The organism is Vibrio stylophorae (genome assembly GCF_921293875.1).
In the GTDB taxonomy this organism is placed as follows: domain Bacteria; phylum Pseudomonadota; class Gammaproteobacteria; order Enterobacterales; family Vibrionaceae; genus Vibrio_A; species Vibrio_A stylophorae.
In genome coordinates, this window is record NZ_CAKLDI010000001.1 from 1539645 (window position 1) to 1564225 (window position 24581).

The 24581-nt window shown below is 46.0% G+C and carries 22 protein-coding genes and 1 pseudogene; 11 read left to right on the forward strand and 12 right to left on the reverse strand.

Annotated features, from left to right (window positions below; genetic code table 11):
* Positions 1 to 116: 116 nt before the first annotated feature.
* A complete protein-coding gene (locus L9P36_RS07065; protein ID WP_237466011.1) occupies positions 117 to 995 on the forward strand; it encodes a Tim44 domain-containing protein in 879 nt (292 codons plus the stop codon).
* Positions 996 to 1188: 193 nt separating this feature from the next.
* Entirely contained in the window at positions 1189 to 1506 is a 318-nt protein-coding gene (locus L9P36_RS07070) for a DUF1244 domain-containing protein (RefSeq protein WP_237466012.1), read from the forward strand.
* Between the two features lie 172 nt (positions 1507 to 1678).
* Here L9P36_RS07070 and L9P36_RS07075 read toward each other — a convergent pair whose 3' ends face one another.
* The 4 genes from L9P36_RS07075 to L9P36_RS07090 all read right to left on the reverse strand — a co-directional run bounded on the left by L9P36_RS07075 (position 1679) and on the right by L9P36_RS07090 (position 4901).
* Positions 1679 to 2956 carry a sensor histidine kinase gene (locus L9P36_RS07075; protein ID WP_237466013.1) on the reverse strand — a complete coding sequence of 426 codons (1278 nt, stop codon included), beginning with the start codon at positions 2954 to 2956 and terminating at the stop codon, positions 1679 to 1681.
* On the reverse strand, positions 2956 to 3654 hold the full coding sequence (locus L9P36_RS07080; RefSeq protein ID WP_237466014.1) for a response regulator transcription factor: 699 nt from the start codon (positions 3652 to 3654) through the stop codon (positions 2956 to 2958). The genes L9P36_RS07075 and L9P36_RS07080 overlap by 1 nt, the downstream gene beginning before the upstream one ends.
* A gap of 151 nt (positions 3655 to 3805) precedes the next feature.
* Positions 3806 to 4087, reverse strand: coding sequence for a hypothetical protein (locus tag L9P36_RS07085; protein ID WP_237466015.1), 282 nt, complete (start codon positions 4085 to 4087; stop codon positions 3806 to 3808).
* Between the two features lie 256 nt (positions 4088 to 4343).
* The gene (locus L9P36_RS07090) at positions 4344 to 4901 is read right to left on the reverse strand and encodes a PepSY domain-containing protein (protein ID WP_237466016.1); all 558 of its coding nucleotides are present in this window, start codon (positions 4899 to 4901) and stop codon (positions 4344 to 4346) included.
* Between the two features lie 293 nt (positions 4902 to 5194).
* Here L9P36_RS07090 and L9P36_RS07095 point away from each other — a divergent pair, with 293 nt between their 5' ends.
* Positions 5195 to 6103, forward strand: coding sequence for a DMT family transporter (locus L9P36_RS07095; protein WP_237466017.1), 909 nt, complete (start codon positions 5195 to 5197; stop codon positions 6101 to 6103).
* A gap of 97 nt (positions 6104 to 6200) precedes the next feature.
* Here the strand turns inward: L9P36_RS07095 and L9P36_RS07100 are convergent, their stop codons facing one another.
* The 3 genes from L9P36_RS07100 to L9P36_RS07110 all read right to left on the reverse strand — a co-directional run bounded on the left by L9P36_RS07100 (position 6201) and on the right by L9P36_RS07110 (position 9637).
* Entirely contained in the window at positions 6201 to 6707 is a 507-nt protein-coding gene (locus L9P36_RS07100) for a general stress protein (RefSeq protein ID WP_237466018.1), read from the reverse strand.
* Positions 6708 to 7071: 364 nt separating this feature from the next.
* Positions 7072 to 9039, reverse strand: a complete 1968-nt coding sequence (locus tag L9P36_RS07105; protein ID WP_237466019.1) for an ATP-binding protein — start codon at positions 9037 to 9039, stop codon at positions 7072 to 7074.
* Positions 9040 to 9319: 280 nt separating this feature from the next.
* Complete coding sequence (locus tag L9P36_RS07110) at positions 9320 to 9637, reverse strand: DUF3861 domain-containing protein (RefSeq protein WP_237466020.1); 318 nt, start codon at positions 9635 to 9637, stop codon at positions 9320 to 9322.
* A 163-nt stretch (positions 9638 to 9800) separates the two neighbouring features.
* Between L9P36_RS07110 and L9P36_RS07115 the strand changes: the two genes are divergently transcribed.
* From L9P36_RS07115 to L9P36_RS07125, 3 genes are all read left to right on the forward strand, one after another.
* Positions 9801 to 10253 carry a MarR family winged helix-turn-helix transcriptional regulator gene (locus tag L9P36_RS07115; RefSeq protein ID WP_237466021.1) on the forward strand — a complete coding sequence of 151 codons (453 nt, stop codon included), beginning with the start codon at positions 9801 to 9803 and terminating at the stop codon, positions 10251 to 10253.
* A gap of 99 nt (positions 10254 to 10352) precedes the next feature.
* Positions 10353 to 11069: a DUF4336 domain-containing protein gene (locus tag L9P36_RS07120; RefSeq protein ID WP_237466022.1), complete on the forward strand. Its 717-nt coding sequence runs from the start codon at positions 10353 to 10355 to the stop codon at positions 11067 to 11069.
* Between the two features lie 94 nt (positions 11070 to 11163).
* Positions 11164 to 11502, forward strand: coding sequence for a cytosolic protein (locus L9P36_RS07125; protein ID WP_237466023.1), 339 nt, complete (start codon positions 11164 to 11166; stop codon positions 11500 to 11502).
* A gap of 134 nt (positions 11503 to 11636) precedes the next feature.
* Here L9P36_RS07125 and L9P36_RS07130 read toward each other — a convergent pair whose 3' ends face one another.
* The gene (locus L9P36_RS07130; protein ID WP_237466024.1) at positions 11637 to 13187 is read right to left on the reverse strand and encodes a bifunctional GNAT family N-acetyltransferase/carbon-nitrogen hydrolase family protein; all 1551 of its coding nucleotides are present in this window, start codon (positions 13185 to 13187) and stop codon (positions 11637 to 11639) included.
* A gap of 220 nt (positions 13188 to 13407) precedes the next feature.
* Positions 13408 to 14523, reverse strand: coding sequence for an NADH:flavin oxidoreductase (locus L9P36_RS07135; RefSeq protein WP_237466025.1), 1116 nt, complete (start codon positions 14521 to 14523; stop codon positions 13408 to 13410).
* A 512-nt stretch (positions 14524 to 15035) separates the two neighbouring features.
* Between L9P36_RS07135 and L9P36_RS07140 the strand changes: the two genes are divergently transcribed.
* The 3 genes and pseudogenes from L9P36_RS07140 (at position 15036) to L9P36_RS07150 (ending at position 19385) form a co-directional block, all read left to right on the forward strand.
* The gene (locus L9P36_RS07140; protein WP_435532768.1) at positions 15036 to 18287 is read left to right on the forward strand and encodes a mechanosensitive ion channel domain-containing protein; all 3252 of its coding nucleotides are present in this window, start codon (positions 15036 to 15038) and stop codon (positions 18285 to 18287) included.
* Between the two features lie 54 nt (positions 18288 to 18341).
* Complete coding sequence (locus L9P36_RS07145; protein WP_237466027.1) at positions 18342 to 18881, forward strand: MAPEG family protein; 540 nt, start codon at positions 18342 to 18344, stop codon at positions 18879 to 18881.
* Between the two features lie 120 nt (positions 18882 to 19001).
* Positions 19002 to 19385, forward strand: a pseudogene (locus tag L9P36_RS07150) (VOC family protein).
* A 174-nt stretch (positions 19386 to 19559) separates the two neighbouring features.
* Here the strand turns inward: L9P36_RS07150 and L9P36_RS07155 are convergent.
* Together L9P36_RS07155 and L9P36_RS07160 are read right to left on the reverse strand one after the other, a co-directional pair.
* Positions 19560 to 19988 (reverse strand): VOC family protein, encoded by a 429-nt coding sequence (locus tag L9P36_RS07155; protein ID WP_237466028.1) that lies wholly within the window; start codon positions 19986 to 19988, stop codon positions 19560 to 19562.
* 248 nt (positions 19989 to 20236) lie between these two features.
* Positions 20237 to 21190 carry an NAD(P)H-dependent oxidoreductase gene (locus L9P36_RS07160; RefSeq protein WP_237466029.1) on the reverse strand — a complete coding sequence of 318 codons (954 nt, stop codon included), beginning with the start codon at positions 21188 to 21190 and terminating at the stop codon, positions 20237 to 20239.
* A 152-nt stretch (positions 21191 to 21342) separates the two neighbouring features.
* Here L9P36_RS07160 and L9P36_RS07165 point away from each other — a divergent pair, with 152 nt between their 5' ends.
* Positions 21343 to 22260, forward strand: a complete 918-nt coding sequence (locus L9P36_RS07165; RefSeq protein WP_237466030.1) for a LysR family transcriptional regulator — start codon at positions 21343 to 21345, stop codon at positions 22258 to 22260.
* A 181-nt stretch (positions 22261 to 22441) separates the two neighbouring features.
* Here the strand turns inward: L9P36_RS07165 and L9P36_RS07170 are convergent, their stop codons facing one another.
* Positions 22442 to 23311, reverse strand: coding sequence for an SDR family oxidoreductase (locus L9P36_RS07170; protein WP_237466031.1), 870 nt, complete (start codon positions 23309 to 23311; stop codon positions 22442 to 22444).
* Between the two features lie 149 nt (positions 23312 to 23460).
* On the opposite strand from L9P36_RS07170, the gene ahr reads away from it, so the two are divergent.
* Positions 23461 to 24462 carry an NADPH-dependent aldehyde reductase Ahr gene (gene ahr / locus L9P36_RS07175; RefSeq protein WP_237466032.1) on the forward strand — a complete coding sequence of 334 codons (1002 nt, stop codon included), beginning with the start codon at positions 23461 to 23463 and terminating at the stop codon, positions 24460 to 24462.
* The last annotated feature ends 119 nt before the right edge of the window (positions 24463 to 24581 follow it).

The following is a 24581-nucleotide window of genomic DNA, read 5'->3' on the forward strand; positions in this document are numbered from 1 at the left end:
TTCCCTTTCATCATACTCATTTACAACTCTTTCGTGAATTTCATCTGATTTGAGTTGCTTCTCCCTCCGACACCGCTAATATGCTGATTGCTTGTTAAGTATCCTTAAGGAAGAACATGAAACGTATTTTTTCTCTGGTAGCACTGCTGATGGTCGCCATTGCCATCACACCTATCGCAGAAGCGAAACGCTTTGGTGGCAGCAAGTCTTTTGGTAAAAGCTTTAAGACAGCGCCAGCACCAAAACATCAACGTCAAGACACCCGTACTGTGGGTCAAGACCAAAAAGCAAAACCAAGCAGCAATAAAAAAGGCTTGATGGGTGGCCTACTCGGCGGCCTATTGGCTGGTGGTTTGCTTGCTGCACTCTTTGCTGGTGGTGCATTTAATGGTATCCAATTTATGGATGTCCTGATCATCGCAGGTGTGGCCTTTATTATTTTCAAACTCATTCGCGGTATGCTGGCAGCCAAACAGGGCAGCATGAATCAGCATCAATATCGCCAGCAGCCAGCCTTTGGCGGTAATCAGTACCAGCCAGAGCCAAATGTGCACCAATTCGAGCAACCACAACAAACCGTTTCAGGCGGTGGTTTTGGTGCGCCTGTAGATGTGCCACATAACTACCCTGCTGGTTTTGACCAAGCTGCCTTTATTAATGGTGCGCGCGAGCACTACCGTATTTTGCAAGGTGCTTGGAACCACAACGAGCTTGATAAGATTGCAGAATATGTATCGCCAAGCTTGTTTGAGGATCTCAAAGCTGAGCGCGCAGCGCTTGTAGGCGAGCAACACACCGATGTGTTGTATATCGATGCGGAAATTGTTCGCGCCGACTATGACAGCAACTCAGCAGAGCTTAGCTTGCAATTTAAGGGGCGTTACCGCGACGCCGTTGAAGGCATTGAAGAAGATATCGAAGATGTATGGCACCTTGAGCGTGATCTCACCACGCCAAATGCACCTTGGCTGATAGTCGGTATTCAAAACAGCTAATCTGGCATCCATGCAGAATAAACAGAGCGCCCAAGTGAAAGCTTGGGCGTTTTTTTATGCCTCGCGTATACTCCATGCCATGCATGCATTTGCACAAACTGACAAAGTGCAATGACGATGCAAAATAAAAACAACCGATAAAAGCAGTCACAGCCGTCACATCAATCAAAGCAATCAAATGGAAGATAACACCATGGCTCAATTTAAATACCAAGCACTTACACAAGCGCAGCAAGACCAGCTCGATGCGCAAGTTTTCCGTCGTTTATTGGCGCACCTTGATGCCAACAAAGATGTGCAAAATATCGATCTGATGATTTTGGCGGGATTTTGCCGAAACTGCTTTAGTAAGTGGTACCTAGCCGAAGCGGAACAACAAGGTTTGAATCTGGATATCGATGATGCCCGCGAGCGCGTTTACGGCATGACCTACGATGAATGGAAACAAAACCATCAACCACCGGCAACACCAGAGCAGCTCGCCGCTTTTGAAGCAAAACAAAAGCAATAATCGCGCGGTATATCAGCACTGAATGAGAGCTATCGGGCGTTGCGCCTTATTTCACTTTAGCAATCAGCCTTTAGCCTTATATAAAAAGCGCTTCAGTTACCTGAAGCGCTTTTTTGTTCATACAACGTGGTGAATGCGTAGTGATTAATTCATCGCGCATAATGCATGATGATTAGTGCATCCTATTGGGCATTTCAATGCGCACCCCTAACCCAGGATCGCAGTCATAGAGATGGATATGTCCGTGATGTAGCCCGGCCACCGCTTTTGCTAGCGACAAACCCAGCCCCAGTCCACCATCAGTGCGACTTTTATCGACGCGATACAAACGCTCAAACACCCGCGCTTTTTCGCCATCAGCAATGCCTGGGCCATTGTCTTCCACTTGCAACCAAACCTGATGCCGCACGGCATTGAGCCCGCAGCTTAAGCGGATATGCGTTCTGTTTTCCGCATGACTTAATACATTGTTTGACGTATTGCTTGATGCATCCGTTGGCGCACAATAGCGCAACGCATTTTCAATTAAGTTGGCGACTTGCTGAATCAATAGCTCACGATCGCCTTGAATCATCAAGGCTTGCGCTGGCTTTTCGACCTCTAAATGCATGCCCGCATCTTCGGCAACATCACTGTAAATTTCCGCGACGGTATCCACGATTTGCCCCACATCCACAGGACTAAATCGGCTGCGACGCGCACCAGATTCGATTTGGCTAATGCGCAGTAAAGCATCAAAAATCGAGGCCAAACGCTGCGAGTCATTGAGCGCTTGATCAAGCTCCGCCATAAAGGCCTGCGACTCATTATATTGACTGTGCGATGCATCTTCGCGAAGCGCGAGCAGGTTATGGCGTAAACGGGTGATTGGGGTTTTTAACTCATGGGCAATATTAGATGAGATATCACTCATGGCAGCCACTGAACCTTCAAGGCGCGAGAGCATTTCATCCACACTCACGGCAATGCGCGCTAAATCATTATTGGGGCGTTTAACGCCTGTTCGCACCGAGAGATCGCCCTCTGCGGCAGCAGCCAAAACTTGTTCAATGCGTGAAATGCGGCGACGACTATGGCGGCTTAGCGCAATCACAATCGCCGTGGTAAAAATGGCCACCAGCACGCCAGAGAGAATAAATCCCGTGGTTAAAACCGCGAGAATCTCATCATCTTCAATGGGGTCGTCATCGATTTTTTTCTCATGGCCGCTGGCAAGCTCTTTGGACTCACGCACAATCTCTTGGTTTTGTTTGCCCAATTCATAATCGACATACATTAAGCTGGCGCTGGCCATCAGCACCAAACTCAATATCGACACCAGTACAAAAAAGATGCCCTGCTGCGCAGCACTACTACGCAACCAAAGCGGTAATTGAATCGATTGTTTCAGCCAAAGGCGCAGTTGCTGTTTACGCTGTTCAAAACCAAAGTGATGATCATTCAGCGCCATTAGCACTCCTTACTGGCACCGCGGTGCTCTAGTTTATAGCCCGCACCACGCACGGTTTGAATCAAACTGTCGCCAAAGGGTTTTTCGACTTTATTTCGCAAGCGACTGATATGGGTTTCCACCACGCTGGTTTGCGGATCAAAGTGAATATCCCATACATGTTCCAGCAGCATGGTTCGCGTGATCACACGACCTGGGTGACGTAAAAAGAGCTCTAAAATACGAAACTCTTTCGGCTGCAAATCAAGCAGCTGCCCCTGACGCGTGGCCGTGTGTTCAAATAAATTCAGGGTCAAATCGCCAAACACCAACTCAGGTTTACTCTCTACCGAGGTTAAACCGGCACGGCGAGAAAGCGCTGTCACACGCGCAAGAAGCTCAGAAAATGCAAAGGGCTTGGTGAGATAATCATCTCCACCCGCTTCGAGTCCTTCGACGCGATCATCCACCCCACCCAGTGAGGTCAAAAAGAGAATGGGCATACCAATTTGCGCTGCGCGTAGCGCTTTGACCAAGGACAGGCCATCTAATCCGGGTAACATGCGATCGACAATGGCCACATCAAATTGCTCACTCATGCAAAGCGTGAGTGCAATTTTGCCATTATCAATCACCTCAACTTGGTGCCCCGCTTCTCGCAAGCCTTTGTCGACAAAACTGCTTAAGCTGACATCATCTTCTACTAATAATACGCGCATGCTCATGCTCTCTATTGTGATGATTCGCTGTCCCTGCGCTCTCACTATCAATTCACACTCGACTCAATTCGAGTGAATCGACGCTCTTTCATCAATCACGTGTTTCACAAACTAATTCATAAAACACAGATTAATCAATGCCGCTACTAGTCTAATAAACCGCAACCACAGAGTCATCTTTCGACGCATTTGCGCCTGTATTTTCGGCGTTTTTCTGTAAACCCTGCTGTTTTGCTCGCCACGCACGCCATTGCAAACCAATCATCGCAAACACACCGGCAAACAAGCAAAGCCCTAGGGTGGCCAAGCCAATCACGAAAAATAGCGAGAAAGCGCAAAGCGCACCGACCATGGGTAAACCTTTACGGCCAATAGCATGGCGATAACGCTGAGCGCGGCGCCATAGATTTTGATAACGTGCAGATAGCTTCATTTTTAAATCCATAAATTCTCTCTTATCAATCAAAACAGTATTAAAGACACTTCAAATAGACGAAAGTCTTTTGTGCACTGCATGACTGACATACATATGAAATAGATAACTAAATAAAAGGCGTCTCAATCTATATCGAAAATATCGCCTCGATAAAAACTGATGACGCCAATTCAACGCTTATCGACGATGAAAGCTTGTCGATAATAGAAAAGCGAATCGATAACAGGAACGCTTATCTAGAACAGCGGCGCGATTACTTCGCAGCAGCCAGTGCGTTCAATTCAACTTTCACTTTTTGGCCATTGGCAGTGAGCAGTTTCACTTCATAGGTAAATTGGTTGTGGTGCTCGTCCATCTCAACGCTATACGCTTTACCGCCATATTGGTTTTCAGCTTGTTTGACTGCGTTTTCCATCGAGATGTATTGACCGTTATTGACGCCAGATACCCACAATGAATTCTCTAGATGATCATCTTCATCACAGTCATGGTGATGACCTGTGGTGTCATCGGTACGTGTCATAATCACAGCGCCAGTTTGGCTATTGATTGCGGTAAAGATGGTTTCGCCATTTTTACCTGCAAGTTCAATCTCATAAATAGACTGACCCATGTCAACATCACGCTCTGCTTCCATTGGCATACCGCCCGTATTGGCTTTAGCCGTTGCAACTGCTTGAAGCAGAGATACAGTGTCTTGATTCATTGCAGTAGTTGAGTCGCCAGCAAAGGCGGTGCCCATAGTCATCATGGCGCCAAGGCCAATTACAGCTGACAATGCGGCAGGTTTGAATAGAGCTGATTTTTTCATGGTGATCTCCTCATCGTTTTTCTCATCGAATCAGGGCATCTCCCTGTCGTTGAGTGAACTATACGAAAAGCAGTTCACAGCAAGCTTTCGCCAAGTTTACAATTTTGTAAGCTTTGAAAATTCTTAGAAGCTCTTGAGTATTCACAGGGCATTCATGTCCTTTCTTGCCATTTTTGCCTTTTCTAGACAAAGCTTAGCCTTGGCGCGCGACCGCCCTTCTCATCCATCCCTCTATAACGAACTGCTATGGTTATGCATAACGAGCTCAGCATTCATTTGATGGAATCCATAGCATGGGGCCTTTTGCCACTCACTCATCCCAGCCAAATCATCCACTCAGTCCAGCGAACCAAGGCCGCCTTTATACGCTTGCAGGGGTGATGATCTTAAGCTTTGACAGCTTATTGGTGCGACTGATTGCCGCCGAACCTTGGACGCTCATCTTTTGGCGCGGCTTGCTGCCTGCGCTGGTTTATTTTGCAGTGCAGCAGTGGCGAGATCCCAGCGTACTTCGTAAGCATGCCTACAAGCCTACCCTTGCGATCCTACTCACGGGCCTGCTTTTGGCCATTTCCACCAGCTGTTTTGTGTTTTCTTTGAGTGAAACCCAAGTTGCCAGCACCTTAGTGCTCGCCAATACCACACCGCTGATCACTGCGGTTATTGCTTTTGTATTTTTAAAAGAAAAGCTCGACATCGGCACTTTGCTTGCCATTGTGCTCAGCGTCGGTGGGGTGATGTTTATTTTTGGCTATGCGCCCAGTCAAAGCGCGCTGCATGGTGATGCCCTTGCGCTTATCACTGCCAGCACCATGGCTATTTACTTAACCATGCTGCGCAAAACTAAGGCGCAATACGCCACGGTATTTCTGATTTATGGTGGGATTTTTACCGCCTTACTGGCACTTAGCCAAGGCGCGCAGCCTTTTTCACTAGAGGGAAAACAATGGCCGCTAATGTTTGTGCTCAGTGCAATTGTGCTGCCCGGCGCATTTTTGTGCATCAACGTGGGGCCACGTTATTTACCCGCCGCTGAAACCAGTTTGATTTTATTGCTCGAAATTCTATTTGGCCCGCTTTGGGTTTGGCTGATTCTTGGCAACACGCCCACCCAAAGCGTAATGATGGGCGCAGGCCTGATTCTCTTTGCACTGGTTGCACAAACCCTTTGGACACAAAGGATGGAAAAGAAAACTCATTAGCTTTCTATTCATTCAATTGGCTTGGCTCGCTTCAATCACCAACACTAAAAAAGGCAGCCTGAGCTGCCTTATCACTGAATCTGTACGCTAACTCAATTTAGCCTTTGATATGGTCAAGATCGTAGTCAGCCAAAATCGCTTTTGCTTTGCTGATATCTTCAGTATCGCCATGCACAATCACCAAGAATTTGTCTGCTTTAATGGCAGAGTCATATTTCACGATGCTGTCTTTTGGCACACCAATACTTGCCAACGCGCCGCCGACAGCACCTAAACCACCTGTGATCACAGCACCTTCAACCGCACCGACAAATGCAGAAACAATGGGGCCTGCAACCATCAGGGCACCTACGCCTGGCAGCCAAAATAGGCCCGCACCAACCATGGCACCCCACAAGCCGCCCCAGAAAGCCCCCGCTTTCCCCCATGTTTTCACGCGATCGCCCGTGTTATAGAAGCCCGCGACATTCTCTTCGCTATGATAGCCTTTACCCAAGATTGAGATTTTTGACACATCGAATTTTTCTGCCTGAAGCTTTTTGATAACGGCCTCAGCTTCAAGATGTGTATTTGCGATGGTGATGATTTTTTCTTGTTGTTTCATTTTATATCTCCACTTCGAAATTAACGTTTCTATTCTTTAATGCTATTGAACGGTTAATCCTGATGCTTCGATGCTCCCACCGTGCCCATGGGAGATAAACTGATATTTTTGATATTTAAGATTCTATTTATGCTTCAAATAACATATGAATACTAAAGGTACAGTACTCATTTGTTATTGATGCAATGTATTATAAAATCAAGGGGGGGGAGGATATTAAATCGTACACCACACCCCAAATGTCACGCCTGACATTGTCAAAGCACAGGCTACACCCCGTGTTTGACGAGTGAAGTCAAACAAGGTGTAAAATGACATTTTAATTTTTAAACACAATATATATTGAACATCCATTTATGAATAATTAGAGTTTAGGTGGATTACTTTTAAAGTAATCAAACCAGCATCCCTCCCAAAAATCCGACAAACTAAACATTGGAACTCCATCTTTATTTGTTGAATTCAGCCAACATTCAGTTATTAGCGGTTCTTTCCTCAATGCTCGAGATATATTATTAGGAGCTTTTATGTTCTTAGAGTCAGTAATAAGGTATCTATTAATCGCTTTTGCTATCTCACTACCACTACTTGAACCATATCCCTGTTTCGTTCGAATAACAAGCCCCACAAATATCAAAGGAATATAGAGAGTCCCTTTAATCTTCATCGCTTCCAAGTACTTAGGGATCGCTTTTAAAATTTCATCATCAAAATCCAGCTCTCGCACGGATTTAGAGTAGAATTGTCTGGCTAGACAAATTTCCGAAGTGTTTTCGAAAAACGGTAATAATCCCGTTCGATAGTACATATCCAAATCAAGGATAGAGTTTCGATTGTACATATTATCAATTCTAGGAACGATTATGTAATTAGAATCGTCACATAGAAGCCCTTTAGGCTCATCCTTGGTATTGATTAAATGGGCATAACAACCATAGTCTAATGAATACAAGTTAAACTTTTGACTTTGTATCGCTCTTACAGATACACCCTGTTTAATCAAGTGAATCACTCGAGCATCAAACAAAAAATCAATTAACGAGTCATTTGTGTCACTTTGCACTAAAAACGCTCTAGTCTTCTTCTCAGCAATGACAGTACTAACAATCCACTCTAGTAGCTTAACGGCTTCCTTTCGAGAGTTAATATCTTTACTTTTTGAAGTTGTATACCAATATCTAGCTGCATTACGAATACCTGTAACTCCAATTTTTCTTCCTTCCGCATGCAGTGATGCTTGAGATATTATATGGATCGCATCCCTTGGAACACCTTCACTTGCTCGAGTAAACTCTTCTAAAGCAGGCTTATTAGTAAAAACTCGGGAGATAAAAGATTCAACATTGTCTGGAACTACGTTAAATTTATCAGATGCCTGTACGTGCTTGTAAATCAAATTTTTAAAAAATTCTACAGATTTTTTACTATCACTATCAAAGACCATAAATTGATCTAAATTAATAGATGTCGATGCATCAGAGGAAACCTCCAAACCAATAAACTCACCACTCTCATTACATGATCTGAATTTAGAACGATGTGATATTGCTGCAATCTTTACTGTAATTGACGGAATAGAAAAAACTATCCGTCTTAACATATCAGCCAAATATGGCTGGAGATCTAAAGGGATTTCACTCCACTCATCAATTAATAAATAAAGACTTTGCGATGGTAAATTCTTAACTATATGTGTCAATATCTTCGAAAGAGCCCCAAAATGAATCCGAAGAGTTCTTTTCCCACTTTCTCTCATCGTGGATGAATCTGAGCTGTTTTCTTGAATTCGTTCAGAGCGAGCAGTACTTAATTTAGGAGCTGTTGATAAAACAGCATTCAGACCACTAGTGGATTCTTGATAAACTGTATTGCTTAAATTTGTCTCAACTTCAAACTGACCTTGCACTGTCATCTTCGTTGCTTCTTCGACAAAGCTATCTAAAAGCGGGGCTAAAATAGAAAGATCACACTTATCATTATTGTAACTTTCATCTAAAATCTGCTCCCGCACTTCACAAAGAGTGTCTGATAATAGTCGAGAAGCTCTTTCACTGAGACTTAAATTCGAATCAGAGTACATACCTCCCGTAGAGCCCATCGTTCTCATATCTAAACTGACGGTAATCACTCCGCGATTTTGAGTATCATTCTTTAAATACCTAAGAAGGTGAGTTTTTCCCGTACCTCGCCTTCCATAAATGATTTGATTTTCAGCACAAGAAAAGAGCGCAAAGACCGAGCCAACGTGAACAAATGATTTGACTAAGTAATCATCTGGCTTACGTTCTGCTCGCCTTGGCATAGTCACAAGTATTTCGCTCAAAGATTTCATTCAACTAGCTCCATTATCTTTATGTCACCACGTCATATAATGGAAAATATTGTATGGAAAAATATAAATAAATACTTTTGTGTTGAATCAAAAAACTGAATAAAAATCACCTTTATAGCGGTTTAACATAAACAGCTTTTGTTTCTACTCCAAACCGGAGTCCAATAGAGATCAATTCAGATGTCAAGTGAGTTCATGACCAAATCTTCTGCATTAATCTGCTAAAGTAAGCTTGCTCAGGTCTATATCAGAATTGCCTAGCTAAGTCAGATTGCACCTCTCAACGCAAGGCCGATTTCACCGTGCGCTTTAAGTTAGCCATAAAGGTTTTGAAATGGGGCATGAAATCAACAAACAAGGGATGTTTGTGCTGCGCCATCATCACAGGTCCCATTAAACGCAAGGCAACAGCAAGTTGGGTCGCACTTTGCTCATCCAAACCTGAGCCTTGTTTGAGCTTTTGCACCAAGGTCAGCACATCTTCCCTATCTTCAAAATTAAAGGACAAGGTGTTTTCTGTGCTTTGATTTGTATCCGTGATGTCGCTGTCTTGGCTGATACGCTCGATGGTTAAACGATATTGGTTGATATGGCTCATTGAAGGCTTCCTCTTTTACTCAGTCGTTTTCGGCTCAGTGGGTTGTGAGCAAATACAAGACACCTTGCATTCACGCTTCACTGATTTAGAATGTAGTTGATAAAATCAACTATAGTTATTTGATTGACATTGTCAACTACATCAAGTTCTAAAAAGGCAAATCATGGCATCTACACAACCGCTGGAATCACTTTTTCATTTGGTTCATGGCATCAAACGCCTTCAAGTTCAGCAGCTTGAAAAGCTCAACCTTCCCCTAACGCCGATGCATCTACGGGTTTTGAAAATTATCGCCAAAGTACCGCAATGCAGTGCGCTCACCATTGCGCAAAAGCTCAATCGCGATAAGGCGCAGATCACCCGTTTAGTGAGCACGCTGATCAGCGAAGGTTATTTACAAAAAGCGGCGCACCCCACGGACAAACGCAGCCAAATTCTCAATTTGACGGCTCAAGGTGAGTCCATCAGCCAAGCCATTCAGCACATCGAGCAGCAAATGCAGCAACAGATGCTGCAAGGTTTGAATGAAAACGAGCTGGCGCTGTTTGCGCAGGTAACACAAAAGATGGTGGCGAATCTACACCCAGAGATCGCACCTCAAGGTCATTGTGAATAATCAGAAAATGTAAAAACGCAGGAGCCGGCGAAAGATATTGGTGGCGGTTTATGACGCGCACTATCAATCCATTTATTCAATAGCTTAGGGAGATTAAGGATGAATCAGCTCAGTGACCATGTGTGGGTATTCAATGGGAAGCCCGTCACTTTTATGACCCTACCATTTACGACCAGAATGACCATCGTGAAACTTTCTGACACAACGCTCTGGGTGCACAGTCCAATCAAATTAACAGCTGAGCTCAAAGCCCAAGTCAACGCCATTGGCAAGGTGCAATATCTTATTGCGCCGAACCATCTTCATCATTTGTTTTTAAAAGAGTGGCAAGCAACATACCCAGAGGCTAAAACCTATGGCACCCAAGAGGTGATAAAAAAACGAGCCGACCTCAGCTTTACGGCATCTCTGACGTCAGACAAGACCTACCCTTGGTCTGAGGAGATTGATTCACTACTTTTTACTGGCTCTCCGCTGATGCAAGAAAGCGTGTTTTTCCACCGCGCATCAAAATCACTCATCCTGACCGACTTAATTGAAAACTTTCCTCCATCGGACTTTACACGCATACAACGTATGTTCGCCAAGGTCACGGGCATCCTAGCCCCAAATGGTCAAACCCCGATTGACTGGCGAATGAGTTTTTTATTCCACAAAAAAGAAGCAAGAAAACACTACTTGCAAATGGCCAGTTGGCAACCACAACGCATTATTCTGGCGCATGGTGAAATCATTCATCGTGATGCCGTGGCATTTCTCGAACGCTCATTTCGCTGGCTGAACCTTTCGAGCAAGCACATATCTAAGTCGAAATAATCGAAGAGATGGCGCTCAATCAATCACTAAAAGGTTACAACGCCCCGCCCTTGATAGTGATAAAATCCCTGAATCAGAATTATCGAGAGACTCTATGTTTATCCATCATGTGAACGACATCGACTGGCTGGTGATTACCGCTTTTGAAGAATTTAAGACCATGTTTATCGAGGATGCAGGTGCAATCCCGTCTTGCTTCTCTCGCGCCAGCGAATTGAGCCTGATTGATCAAGCCAAACGCACTTATGGATATTTGCCTTCACTCGACGGCGTCATTACCGATACTGGCGTTTTCCAACATCAGGATAACGAAGAAGATTTGAATCCACAGCTTGCTTGCCTAGTTGAAGGGCGTGGTCGCATATTTATCTATTATGGCGGCTTTGTCGCTTTTGTGGATGATGAGCAAACCTTTATTACGAGAATCGACTGACCATGATTCAGGCATAAAAAAATCAGCGACTGGCGCTGATTTTTTTATGGGTGTTTCTCTCAAACGGTTCACTCAGTTCATCTTCACACGATTCATGTTCACCCTATTCATGTTCACCCTATTCATGTTCAGCTTTAAGCTTGGTTCGGATCTTGGCTTTGACCTTGAGTGAAGCCGCCATAGAGATCCATACGACGATGACGCAGGTTAGTGACTGAGCCTTCGGTATTGAGTTGTTTCAGCTTGGTCAGGTCAACATCGGCAAAGATGATCATCTCCGTATTGGCGCTGGCTTCCGTAAGGGTTGCATCATGGGGGAAGTAAATATCTGAGGGTGAAAATACCGCAGATTGCGCATATTGAATATCGACGTTATCGACCCGCGCCAAATTTCCCACACTGCCACCAATGGCAACATAACACTCGTTTTCAATGGCTCGCGCTTGTGAGCATAGGCGTACCCGCTGATAGCCATTTTTGGTATCAGTCCAAAATGGCACAAAGATAATCTGCACCTGCTGCTCGGCCATCATTCGGCCCAGCTCTGGGAATTCACTATCGTAACAAATCAAAATCCCCACGCGCCCTGCATCGGTATCAAACACTGAGATTTGGTTACCGCCGTCAATCACCCAGTCTTTTTGCTCATGCGGGGTAATGTGAACTTTATATTGGGCGTTAATTTCACCATCGCGTTGCAACAGATAGGAAACGTTATAGAGCTTGCCTTCTTCCACCACTGGCATGCTGCCCGCAATAATGTTGATGTTGTAGGTCACCGCCATTTGTGAAAAGCGCTGTTTGATCTCTTCTGAAAAGCTGGCAAGAAAACGGATAGCTTCCACTGAGTTGTGATCTTTTTTCAGCCCCATCAAAGGCGCATTGAAAAACTCGGGAAACAGCGCAAAGTCAGCTTTGTAATTGGCCAGTGAGGAGATAAAGAACTCGGCCTGGTCGAGCAAATCATCCAAGTCATTCATCGCCCGCATTTGCCATTGCACCACGCCAATGCGCACCAGTGATTTTTCTATGTCGTGAATGGACTGAATATCGTCTTCGTAAAAGAAGTTATCCCATTCGAGCAAAGTGGCATAACCGCGCGAGGCGTCATCTTCTGGCAGATAATCACGCATGATGCGTTTGACATCAAAATCATTGGCCAGCTGAAAGGACAAGATGGGATCGTGCAGCTCGCGGCGCTTTACCTTATCAATATACTCGGCAACGCTGAGTTCTTTAGCGTGTTGATGGTAATTGGGAATACGACCGCCGGCTAAAATCGCTTTAAAATTTTGATTTCGGCACAGCTCTTTGCGCGCATCATAAAGGCGGCGCCCCAAACGCAATCCACGATAATCTGGATGCACAAACACATCCAAACCATACATGGCATCGCCCGTGACTTGGTTTTGAATGGCGTTGTTTTCATTGATGATATCGGTATAAAGATGAGGTAAGGAGAAGCGGTTGTAATTGACCTTGATGGTTAGCGCCGCGCCGACAATTTTGCCGTTGTCTTCAATACAAATCTGCCCATCTGGAAACTGGTGAATCAAATCCATAATGGTGATACGAGGCCAAGCGCCGCCGACATCATGAAAGACCAGATCCATGAGCTCAGCAAGCTCGGGATAATCCGTAGCCTCAATGGTGCGCAGCGACAATTTGGGCGAGTTAATTTCCATATTTGCAGTTCCACTTAAATTCAACAAAAGTGGCTGCCTTATCAATGGACTCAATCCACAGCAGCCTTCCCTAATCTTAGATAAGCATTTGTACTGCCACTTATTTTTTTAATCTTAAATGAAGCTACGCGATGAGGTTGCGATGCAAACGACAGGCCGACAAAAAAGCCCGAGCATGTTGCTCGGGCTTCATTTGCAATCATATCAATGGTGGCTTGAGTTAGGCCTCAGGCTGGACTTTTTTACGCCCTTTTTTATACACCACACAGAAGTTACCGCGCTTGGTACGACATTTTGAGCAGCGCTCGCAATCCACTGGCGCGCGATCACCCGCCTTCCAACGTTTGAGCAATTGCGGCTCGGCCAACAGTGGTCGAGAGAGCGCAAAGCCTTGAATTTTAGTGTCATTGGCGAGCGCTTCAATGGCATCAAAATCACTGAGCCCCCCCACGGTGATCACCGGAATATTCAGCTCTTGGCTGACCACTGCGCCATATTCATGGAAATAGCCCTCTTGTTGCAGGGTATAGCCATCAAATTGTTCGCCCACCAAACCGCTGGCATTGCCGTGAATATTGCCTGACAGAATAATCGCATCAACGCCAAGCTGTTCCATGGTTTGACAGATTTGGCGCGTCTCCTCAAAGCACAAACCGCCATCAAAAAACTCGGTAGCCGTGAGTTTGAGCAAAATTGGGAAATCATCACCGACGAGGGCACGCGTCGCTTGATAGATCTCCACCAAAAAGCGCATACGGTTTTCTAAACTGCCGCCGTATTGGTCGGTACGTTGATTGTAATAAGGGCTTAAAAATTGGTTGATGAGATAGGTATGAGCGCCATGAATTTCAACACCGTCAAAACCAGACTGTTTGGCGCGAAGGCTCGCTTTGGCAAAGGCATCGACAATGTAGTCGATCTCTTCTTGGCTCATCGCCTTGCCTAGGGTTTGCGTACCACGCTCTGGCACTTCGCTGGGCGCAAAAATAACGCGTTCACCAACATTAAAGGTGGTTTTGGTGCCGCCATAGGCAATTTGCATCACGATTTTCGAATCATTGGCGTGCACTAAATCGGTAAGCTTTTGATACTCTGGGATAAAGGAATCATCGTAGATGCCCATCATCCCGGCATTGGGTTTTTCTTCTGCCACAATATTGGCATAACCGGTCACGATTAAGCCCACTTCACCTTGCGCAAGCTCTTCATAAATATCATAAAGCTTATCGGTCATATGGCCGGTTTCAGTGGCCATATTTTCCCATGTAGCACTGCGGACAAAACGGTTTTTTAAACGCATTTGGCCAATGCGCATTTCAGTAAATAGTGTGCTCAAGCGACATCCTCGGTACGACTTCGGTCGATAGTGCTGTGGTAGTGGCTATCGCCAATACCCTTATTTTTTATGGGGCCAGATTATGCGAGATGCATTCGGTAAACTCAAAGGCAAATGATAAAAAAGCATGATTCGCCTTTTTCGTGACAGCCTAAATGCGCTGATCTCGCTCAAATAGACAGGCAGCCTGACATAGCAAGTCTCAATCGCAACTGAACCAAAGGATGAATCATTCAGAAAGCGGCATCCTTTATAAGGCGCATCCTAATAAAAGCGCATCCCTGAAAAGACACATCCTTAAGACACATCCTTAAGACAAGGCATCTTTATCACGGCTAATCACGGCTAAGTACCGTTCAAAAAGGCAATCCCCCCGCGACGAGCATGCACTATGTATATACTTTGATTCATCAACGGATAATCAAAGGCGCAAAGACAAGGTGACCGATCAGATAGCCATCAAAAAAACGCGATTTTTCCCATGGATCATCTTGTTGACTTTACTTTGGTGGATGGGGGGATTGATTAATGATGCCAGTGCGACGACCTTACCCAGCCAAGCGGATATCAAAACACAGCTGGAAAAGCTCAATGGGCAATCCCCTAAAGATGAAACCCTGATTGGTAAATATCAAACGCTGCAAAAACAGATCAGTCAAAGTGACAGCTTAGGGGCTGAGCGAGACAGTTACCTTGATATCATCAAGCAGTTTCCGCAGCAAAAAACCAAGCTGCAATCGCAAATCGACAATGCCGCTACCTTAGCCATTTTTAATCCGCCGAAAACAGAAAACAGCGGCGATCTCTCGCTTGCTATCGCCTCACTGCAGGCTTCTATTGCTCAATGGCGCACCGCTAGTAGTGCGCTGAGTGAGAAAATCAAACCGCTTGCCAATGAGCGTACCACGCTGCCGGTAACGCTTGCTGAGCTTGACCGAAAAATCGAACAAGCCGCTTTGGTCAGTAGCAATAATAAAGAGCAAATAGACAGCTGGCTGGATCTCAGTCAGCTCAATATACTCAAGCGAGAGCGTGCGGTGGCCTCAGCTAAATTACAAAGTTTGGATGAGCGCACAGAGCTCTTGCAGCTGGAGCAAAAGCTGCTGGAAGAGAAGATAACCATCGCCACTCCACTTTTAAGCCAATGGCAGGAAAAGCTCACTCGCGCCGAACAAGCATCGGCCAAAACCCTCATTGAAGAAGCGCAAGCGCTGATTGGTGAATCCAGTGGTGCGGAAGGCGAAAATCCCCATGCACAGGCCATTGCCAAAACCGTGGTTCAGCACGTACAAGAGCTTGAGCAGGTTTTAAAGTCCATCGAGCAAACTCGCCTTGGAGTACAAAATGTCGATGCTGAGCGCCGCAGCCTCAGTGAAGATCTGCAGTTTATGAAAACCAATCTCTCATGGCTCAAAGACAGCACCTCCTTTGGCGCCTCCATTCGCACCCAGCTGCAGCGTTTACCGAGCCATACCACAGATAAAAAGATCCCCAACCAAACTGCCGATGCACATATTCGTAAATATGAGCTCAATCAGCAGCTCGAAGCGCTGCGAACCCATGCTGAAAATCAACAAACAGAGCACAGCAAAACGGCGCTCACCGCGCAGCAATCCTTAAGGAGCGAAAAGCTCAATGAGCTCTCAGATAAGTTGCTATCTCAACTGATTCAGGAATATGACAAGCTCATTGTGGCGCTGGGTAACCTGCAAGTGGCCCAGCAGCAGTACAGTATTGAAGTGACCAATGCGCGCGCTTTTTTCCGCGAGCAACAACTGTGGACGCGCAGCAACGCGCCGCTATGGGAAAACCTTAAAACTTGGGATACCGCGGTTTGGTTTGGCTCAGAGACACCGCTTAAAAATATGAAAGCGCAACTCGATCGCCATGCGCTGCCCATGTTACTGACCTCCTTGATGATCTATTCCTTGCTGCTTTGGTTCATCGCACGGCGCATGAACCGTTGGTTACTCAAACTTTGCGATGATTATCGAAAAGTGTTTGGTCATCCGCTCAAAGACCGATTTCTCAACACCATCAACATGCTCTTGGTTTCCTGTTTACGCGCCATCTGCCTGCCCCTTTGGTTTACACTCACCGCAGCCATTTTGTTTCAAATTTGGCCTACCATTGATACCGCTGAATTAAGAGTCTTTCTGCTTTCCTGCGCGACGCTCCTTTTTGCCATCACCTTTACCGCCGCCATTACGCAAGCCAAAGGATTGTTGCAACTGCATCTCAACTGGCCATCAGCCCTTTGCGAAGCGCTGCAAAAAATCAGTCTGCGCTTGCGCTGGCCCACCGCCGTCTTTTTGCTGATCTTCTTTTGGGTCGAACTGATGGCAGGCAAACAAGAAGCCGATATTTCAAGACTGCTATTTTTGCTGTTGATGTGCGCCATGACTTGGCTTTATGTCACGCTGCTCAAGCATGATCGCATTCCTAGCATCCTCCCTAGACCACTTCATCAAGGCGTGGGATTGGCGCTGGTGCGCACCATTATTTTCGGCTCATTTATTGCCATTATTGTGATGACCCTGATGGGCTATTTTATTGCGGCGTGGATGTTGCTGATGTATCAACAGCTCACCATCTTTGTGATTTTTGGCATGCTGTTTTTATATCAATTGGGCGAGCGCTGGCTGAAATTAGAGCATCGTCAGCTCAACTATCAGCGTCTATTGGCGCGGCGAGAAGAACTTATTGCGCAGCAACAAGAACAAGCAGCAGAGCCACCTGAGCTTGCAGAGCTTCGCGAAGTGATGCCAGAGGTAGAAGAGCAAACCTTAGATAGCGAACAGATTAGCGAGCAATCCTTAACCCTGCTTCGCGGTCTGACGTTAATTGGCTTGGTCATTGCTATTCTCACCCTTTGGTCCAGCGCCTTAGAGATGACCAGCTGGCTAGATAAGGTCGTCATTTGGCAGGTATCCGAAACCATTAGCGGCAATACCGTATCCGTGGATGTCACCCTGCTCTCATTACTTTATGCCGCGGTGAGTGTGGTGGTGACCTTTGTCGGCATTCGCAATCTGCCCGGTATTTTAGAGCTATTGGTTTTGAGTAAATTAGAGCTCGCGCCGGGGACTGGCTATGCCGTCACCACGCTGCTGCGATATTTGATTTTAATGGCTGGGGTGCTCACCACCTTTTCCATTTTAGGATTTCAGTGGTCACGATTGCAGTGGCTTGTGGCCGCCTTTGGTGTTGGCTTAGGCTTTGGTTTACAGGAGATCTTCGCCAATTTTATCTCCGGTCTCATTCTGCTCTTTGAGCGCCCCATTCGCATTGGTGACATTGTCACGATTAACGATCTCTCAGGGACAGTCAGCAAGATTCAAACCCGTGCCACCACCATCATTGATTGGGATAACAAAGAGATCGTGGTGCCCAATAAAGCCTTTATTACAGAGAAATTAATCAACTGGTCGCTGTCAGATTCAGTCACCCGCATCGTACTACCTATCGGCGTGGCTTACGGCTCCGATGTGGAAAAAACTGAAAAGCTCCTCAGTGATATTGCCCATGCGCATCCGCTGGTTCTAAAAGATCCAGCACCTGCGGTGTTTTTCCTCTCCTTTGGTGCCAGCAGTCTTGATTTTGAGCTGCGCGTTTATATCAACTCTATTGACCATCGCCTTTATACGCTGCATATGCTCAATAAAAGCATCGATGCGGCCTTTGCCGAAAATGGTATTGAAATCGCCTTTCCACAAATGGATGTTCACTTGCGTGACTGGCCGCCAAAGGAAGATAATCAATAGATTGATGCACTATTTTCAACGCACGATTTACGACTCACAATTCACGGAGTGCATATGACATTATCAATCAAGCAACAAGGTGTCTTTCGAGGCATGGCATTCGCAATGGCCACAGCCATTATCGTGCTATCTTTCGCTATCATTGTTGACCCATTTCATTATGCTGAAATCAGTACCTTTAGCGATCGATTTGCCGTACTCGGCGGGTCACTTATTTTGCCAACCTTCTTTCTTATCTTCTCCATTGGCAGAATCGCAAAATTTCGCTTTTTCAGTCCTGAAGATATCGATGGTAGTGGCTTAACCTCTGGCAGCCATGACATCAAAATCCTTCAAAGCCTACTGCAAAATACACTCGAACAATTTGTAATTGTGTTTGCTACTTTCGTCGCTTGGGCACTACTCATGCCTGTATCTTGGTTATCCGCGCCGCCATTGTGCTCCCTTTTGTTTGCCATTGGACGCATTCTATTTTTCAAAGGCTATCATCACGGCGCGCCAGCAAGAGCCTATGGTTTCGCCTTAACCTTCTACTCCACTGGTTTGATGTTTTTTACGCTGGTTATCTATCAAGTGTTCGCATGGATTGGCTAGTGATTGGCGATAAGCTATAGCGCTGAATGAAAGCATGCTTCTATCGCGACATGCTTTATTCTCTTTTCTAATTTTTATATAAAGGAGACCTCACAGCATCAATAATCATGAGGAAAGATGATGTTCAGCCATGTAATGATCGGTGCAAATGACCTTGAAAAATAAAAAGAATTTTATGATGCAATTATGACGTCATTAGGGCATTCAGCAGGTATTCTCGACAGTAAAGGCCGATATTTTTATCGCCATGAAGGCAGCGTGTTAGGGATCACAAAGCCCATTAATGGCGAACTTGCCACGCATGGGAATGGCATGACCATCGGCTTTAAAGCAAGCAGTTGTGAATTGGTTGATGCATGGCATGCCGCAGGTATCGCCAATGGCGGCGTCACATGTGAAGACCTACCAGGATTGCGAGTCAGTGGCGATAGAAAATTATATTTAGCTTATCTGCGCGATCCATCAGGCAATAAACTCTGCGCAGCACATATTGTTCAAGCCTAACGGATTTAGCACGACAATAAACTTGGATGGCGTCATCATCACGCAACGTAAATGACGCCACCCTCTACTTTATCCCGCCGATTAAATTTATCCCGCCTATAAAAGCTCACAACACGTCAGCTCACGACCTATCATTCAGCACTTCAAATCACAGCAGCGATATACGCCTGTAATTCAAAATTCAATCAATACACTGTCTGCACTGCGTTTTGCCTCACCATGGAAAACCACTTCAATATTGTTACCATCGGGATCTAGTACAAAAGCGGCGTAATAGTCAGGGTGATATGGACGCTCGCCGGGTTGACCATTATCACGCCCGCCATGGGCAAGCGCAGTTTGATAAAACGCATCCACCATCGCGCGGTTATGCGCTTGAAACGCCAGATGATGTCGCCCCGTTAGATGACCGAGAGCTGCTGGGCCATCCACAGCTGTCACAAAAAGCTCATCAGCCCAAAAATAACCTTCCCCCTCACCGCCCATATCTATGCCGAGCACCGATAGGATTGCTGAATAAAATGCATAACTTGCTGGCAAATCTGCAACGACTAACTGAATATGATCGATCAAGCGACCGCGGTGAATTTGCTGTATTTCCATTGTCCTTTCCTCCCGATTATCCAACAAAGCTAAAAAAGCCATCCCATTGAATACTCAAAGTATGATGTCAATGAAATAAAGTGTGGATGAAATGCACCCTTTGCAGAATGAAAGCGCTCTCAAAATCAGTCAATGGATGAATGGGTAAATGGGTGAATGACAGATAGGTCTATCTTGCTCAGCAAAGCGAAAAGCAAGAAAAAAAAACCGCCCAACGGCGGCTTTTAAAATCGAAAATAAGTCGTTTATTACTGGACTGAACGTACTTGGTAGCGGCTAATTTGCGGTGTATCACCCGCAAACACCAACTGCCAATGTTCATCGATATCCAAGGCGACAGCGTCACCTGCCATGGTTTGCCCGCTGAGTTTCAATTTAAGATAAAGGTGCGACTCGCCTTTTTCCTCAACCAGCTCCATCTGCTCAATATGATGCTGACATCCCGGCGCAAAATGCAGGCGCAGCTGCGCATACCAATCATCAAAACCAGCACGCCCCGTAAATTGACCTTCCGGCACATCAAAAAGCACATCACGACTAAGCTGAGCATGAAATGGCGCTGGGTTTTCAGCCAAAGTATCCATTTGTGCAAACCATTGCTGCGCCAGTGTTTTCACTTGGTTTTCTCGCGCATTACTCGGTGTTTGACGCAGCCGATGAATCGCATCGATTAACCGCTCAGCATGCGTCATCGCTTTGGCTTGCACGCCCTCTAGCGTGTTGTAAACCCCAGGGATATAAACCATACCGTGGCTATAAATGGGCTTGTGATATTGCATACCACTTAGGTAAGCCGTTTGCTGCATGGGATGCATCAACTGCTCAATAGTGAAATGGTTAAAGCCTAAGGGATCATAGGCTTCCTCAGGCCCACCAATGGTAAAGGATGCCAGCAAAACCTTACCTTTCAGTTTGTCGCCTTTAGATCCATAAGCAAAGTTGTAGCAAAACACATCGTCCAACCATTTTTTCAAAATGGCAGGCATGGCATACCAGAAAAATGGGTACTGCAAGACCACAATATCTGCTGATAACAGCGCTTGCTGCTCCGCTTCAACATCAATTTGATAATCGGGATATAAGCTATCCAAACGGCGAATCTCAACCTGCTCAAGCTGGCTTTCAAGCTGGTTTAAAATCAGTTGATTGGTGTTAGATGTCGCAAGCTCAGGATGCCCTGAAATCACCAGTACTTTGCTCATACATTGCTCCAAGATGAATCTCATTAAAACCGCGAAACAACCATCGCGTGTCACTGTTATGGGCTCAGATTAACGAGTTTGATTATTCACTTGTAGTGCAGTAAATATTAATTTTTAATTAGGTAAAACCTAACAATAAAGAGAGCATTGCGATGCAAGGGACCACCTACCACCAGCTGCATGTGTTTCACCATATCGTGCAACAGGGCAGTATTCGCGGCGCGGCGCGGGCCCTCGGCATGACCTCCCCTTCAGTAAGCCAAGCATTGCGCTTATTAGAAACCAATATTGGTCTGACCCTTTTTCATCGCACCACGCGCAAGGTGGAACTCACCGATGCCGGTCGCCAGCTTTATGAACGCACCCAAGGTGCGATGACCTCATTGAATTATGCACTTGAAAGTGTGGCTGAGCTGGCACAGGTGCCCAGTGGGTTGCTACGCATTACCCTGCCTAAATTTGTCTATCAAGCCTATTTCAAGGCAATTTACCCGCTGTTTTGCCAGCAATATCCGCAAATTACGCTAGAGGTTGTGCTCTCAGATGCAACCTTAGATATCGTCAAAGAAGGGATAGATTTAGGCATTCGCTTTGGCAATAAACTTGAGCCAGATATGGTGGCCAAGCCGCTAACCGAGCCACTGCCAGAAGCGCTCTTTGCCAGCCCTGAATACCTCGCGCGCATGGGTGAGCCCAAAACCATTGACGATCTGCAGCGCCATCAGATGATTCAATATCGTTTTATTACGTCAAATCAGTTTGCGCAAATTCGCTTGATGGATGGCGGCCAGCCGGTACAAATCACCATGCAACATACGCTGATAGTGAATGATACGGATGCTATGTTAGATGCCGCAGAAGCGGGTCTTGGTATTGGCGGTTTAGTACTTTCTGCAGCGCAGCTGCGGATTGATCAAGGCAAGCTATGCCCCGTATTGCCACAGCTTTGGGCCCATGCGCCAGGACTTTATCTTTATTTCAGTCAGCACAGCCAAAAGGTAAAGCGCGTACGCGTGCTCATTGATTTTTTGATGACGCACTTTGCATCAGGCCAGCATAATCAAATTTAATCACTGGCCTTACTGACTGATTTTTCAAGGCATAGCAATCTACTCAAGGTCGAGATAGCTCAAGGTCGAGATAGTCCGGTCAAAGATAATCAAGATCTAAGTTAATCAAGGCTAAAGTTAATCGAGGCTAAAGTTAATCGAGGTCAACGTTACTCAAGGTCAAGGTTACTCAAGATCAAGGTTACTCAAGATCAAACGTAATTTGTGATGCAAACGCTTGGGCGAAATCCTCAAATCGTCTCGGTGCGCGCCCCAATACGCGCGCTACATCATTAGTCACTTCGTCATAGCCGCCTTGGCCGAACCAATCTAAAATTTCAGCCAAATGATCAGCCAGCCAATCACTCATCCCCGCTTGTTTCATCGCTTGCGCTGCAGCTTTCTTCGTTACCGGAATATAATGAATAGTTCGACCGCAAGCTTGCGACAATAGCTGCGCTTGCTCAGCAAAGGTGAGACTCTGCGGCCCCGTCAGGCGATAGGTTTGCTGCTCATGTCCCTGATCTATGAGCGCGCAAACCGCCACTGCGGCCACATCACGAATATCTACCACACTTTGTTTGGCATCGCCCAAGGGCAAAAAGAACTGTCCATATTCATTGATGGTTGGCAGGCTGGCATATAGGTTTTGGTAAAAGGAATTGGGTTGAATCAAGGTATAACTCAGCCCTGATGCTTTAACCTTGGCATCGGTTCTGGCGTGAACGCGAATGATTTCAGCGCCCGCATCCATACTCGCCCCCATGCCAGATAGCTTGACCAAATGAGATGCACCGCTGGCCTGCATCGCAGCAATCACATGATCGACCCAACGCTCATTATCAGGATGTGCCACCATAGACAAATACACGGCGCGCACGCCATGCATCGCCGCCTGCAAACTGACGACATCATCAAAATTACCCTGATAGATCTGTAAGTCCGTTAAACCCAATGCCTTGGCTGATTGGTAATCGCGTACCAGCACACGAAAATCAGCCTTCTTTTGTTGCAGCTGCGCCACCACTTGCGATCCCGTGTTTCCCGTTGCACCTAGAACCAAAATCGACATCAAACATCTCCTTTTGGGTCAGCATTCAACCCACGTCACTGCGCCCATTTTAAGACTAGCGAAGCATGTCCAAAGCGCGGCGATCAAACTTGCGATTCACTCAATGTGAACCAAACTTGAGACGAGTTTTTACATTCAAGGACACGACCATGTATCAAGCATTTTCAGCGCAAGAATGTCATCAACCACTTGTTTGCGTCGAAAAAACACTGCCCAAACTTCAAGACGATGAAGTGGTTATTTCGGTGCAATATTGCGGCATTTGCCATTCAGATATCAGCATGATCGATAACGAATGGGGTATTTCGAACTATCCCATTGTGGCAGGTCACGAAGTGGTAGGAAGCATTGAGGCGGTGGGCGCAAAGGTAACGCATCTTCAGGTGGGGCAAACTGTCGGCTTGGGTTGGCACAGCCACTATTGTCATCTTTGCTCACATTGTATGTCGGGCGATCACAATCTTTGCTCGGATGCACATTCCACCATTATTGGCCGTGACGGCGGCTTTGCCGAAAAAGTCATGGCGCAAGCCAGTGCGGTGATCCCGCTTCCTCAAGGGATGGATGCTCAAAGCGCAGGTCCCCTCTTTTGCGGCGGCATTACGGTGTTTAACCCCATGGTGCAATTTCAAATTAAACCCACAGACAAAGTTGCTGTGATTGGCATTGGTGGCTTGGGCCATCTGGCCATTCAATTTTTAAACGCTTGGGGATGTGAAGTGACGGCATTTACCAGCTCTGCCGACAAAGAGGAAGAGGCGCGAAATTTTGGCGCGCAGCACACCATTAACTCACGCGATCCTGCGCAAATTGAGCAAGCAGCCAATCAGTTTGACTACATCATCTCTACTGTAAATGTGAAGCTCGATTGGAATCTCTATATGACCACGCTCAAACCCAAAGGCCGTCTGCACTTTGTTGGTGCGACTTTAGAGCCCTTAGATTTAACCGTGTTTCCAATGATTATGGGACAAAAAAGTGTCTCCGCCTCCCCCGTGGGAAGCCCTGCAAATATTCGTAAAATGCTCGAATTTGCCCATCAACATCAGATTCAGCCCTTGATTGAAGTGTTTCCATTTACAGAAATCAATACCGCCTTGGATCGCGTGCGCAGCGGCAAAGCGCGGTATCGCGTGGTGTTGGAATGGTAGTTGAAACACTAGTTGGCTTCATTTGCATCGTTGCCATGATAGCCACTGACTGACCAAAATGACTGCCCCGCTCAGCTATCTTGCTATAACAGATGGAACAGGCAGCAAATGGGACTGAT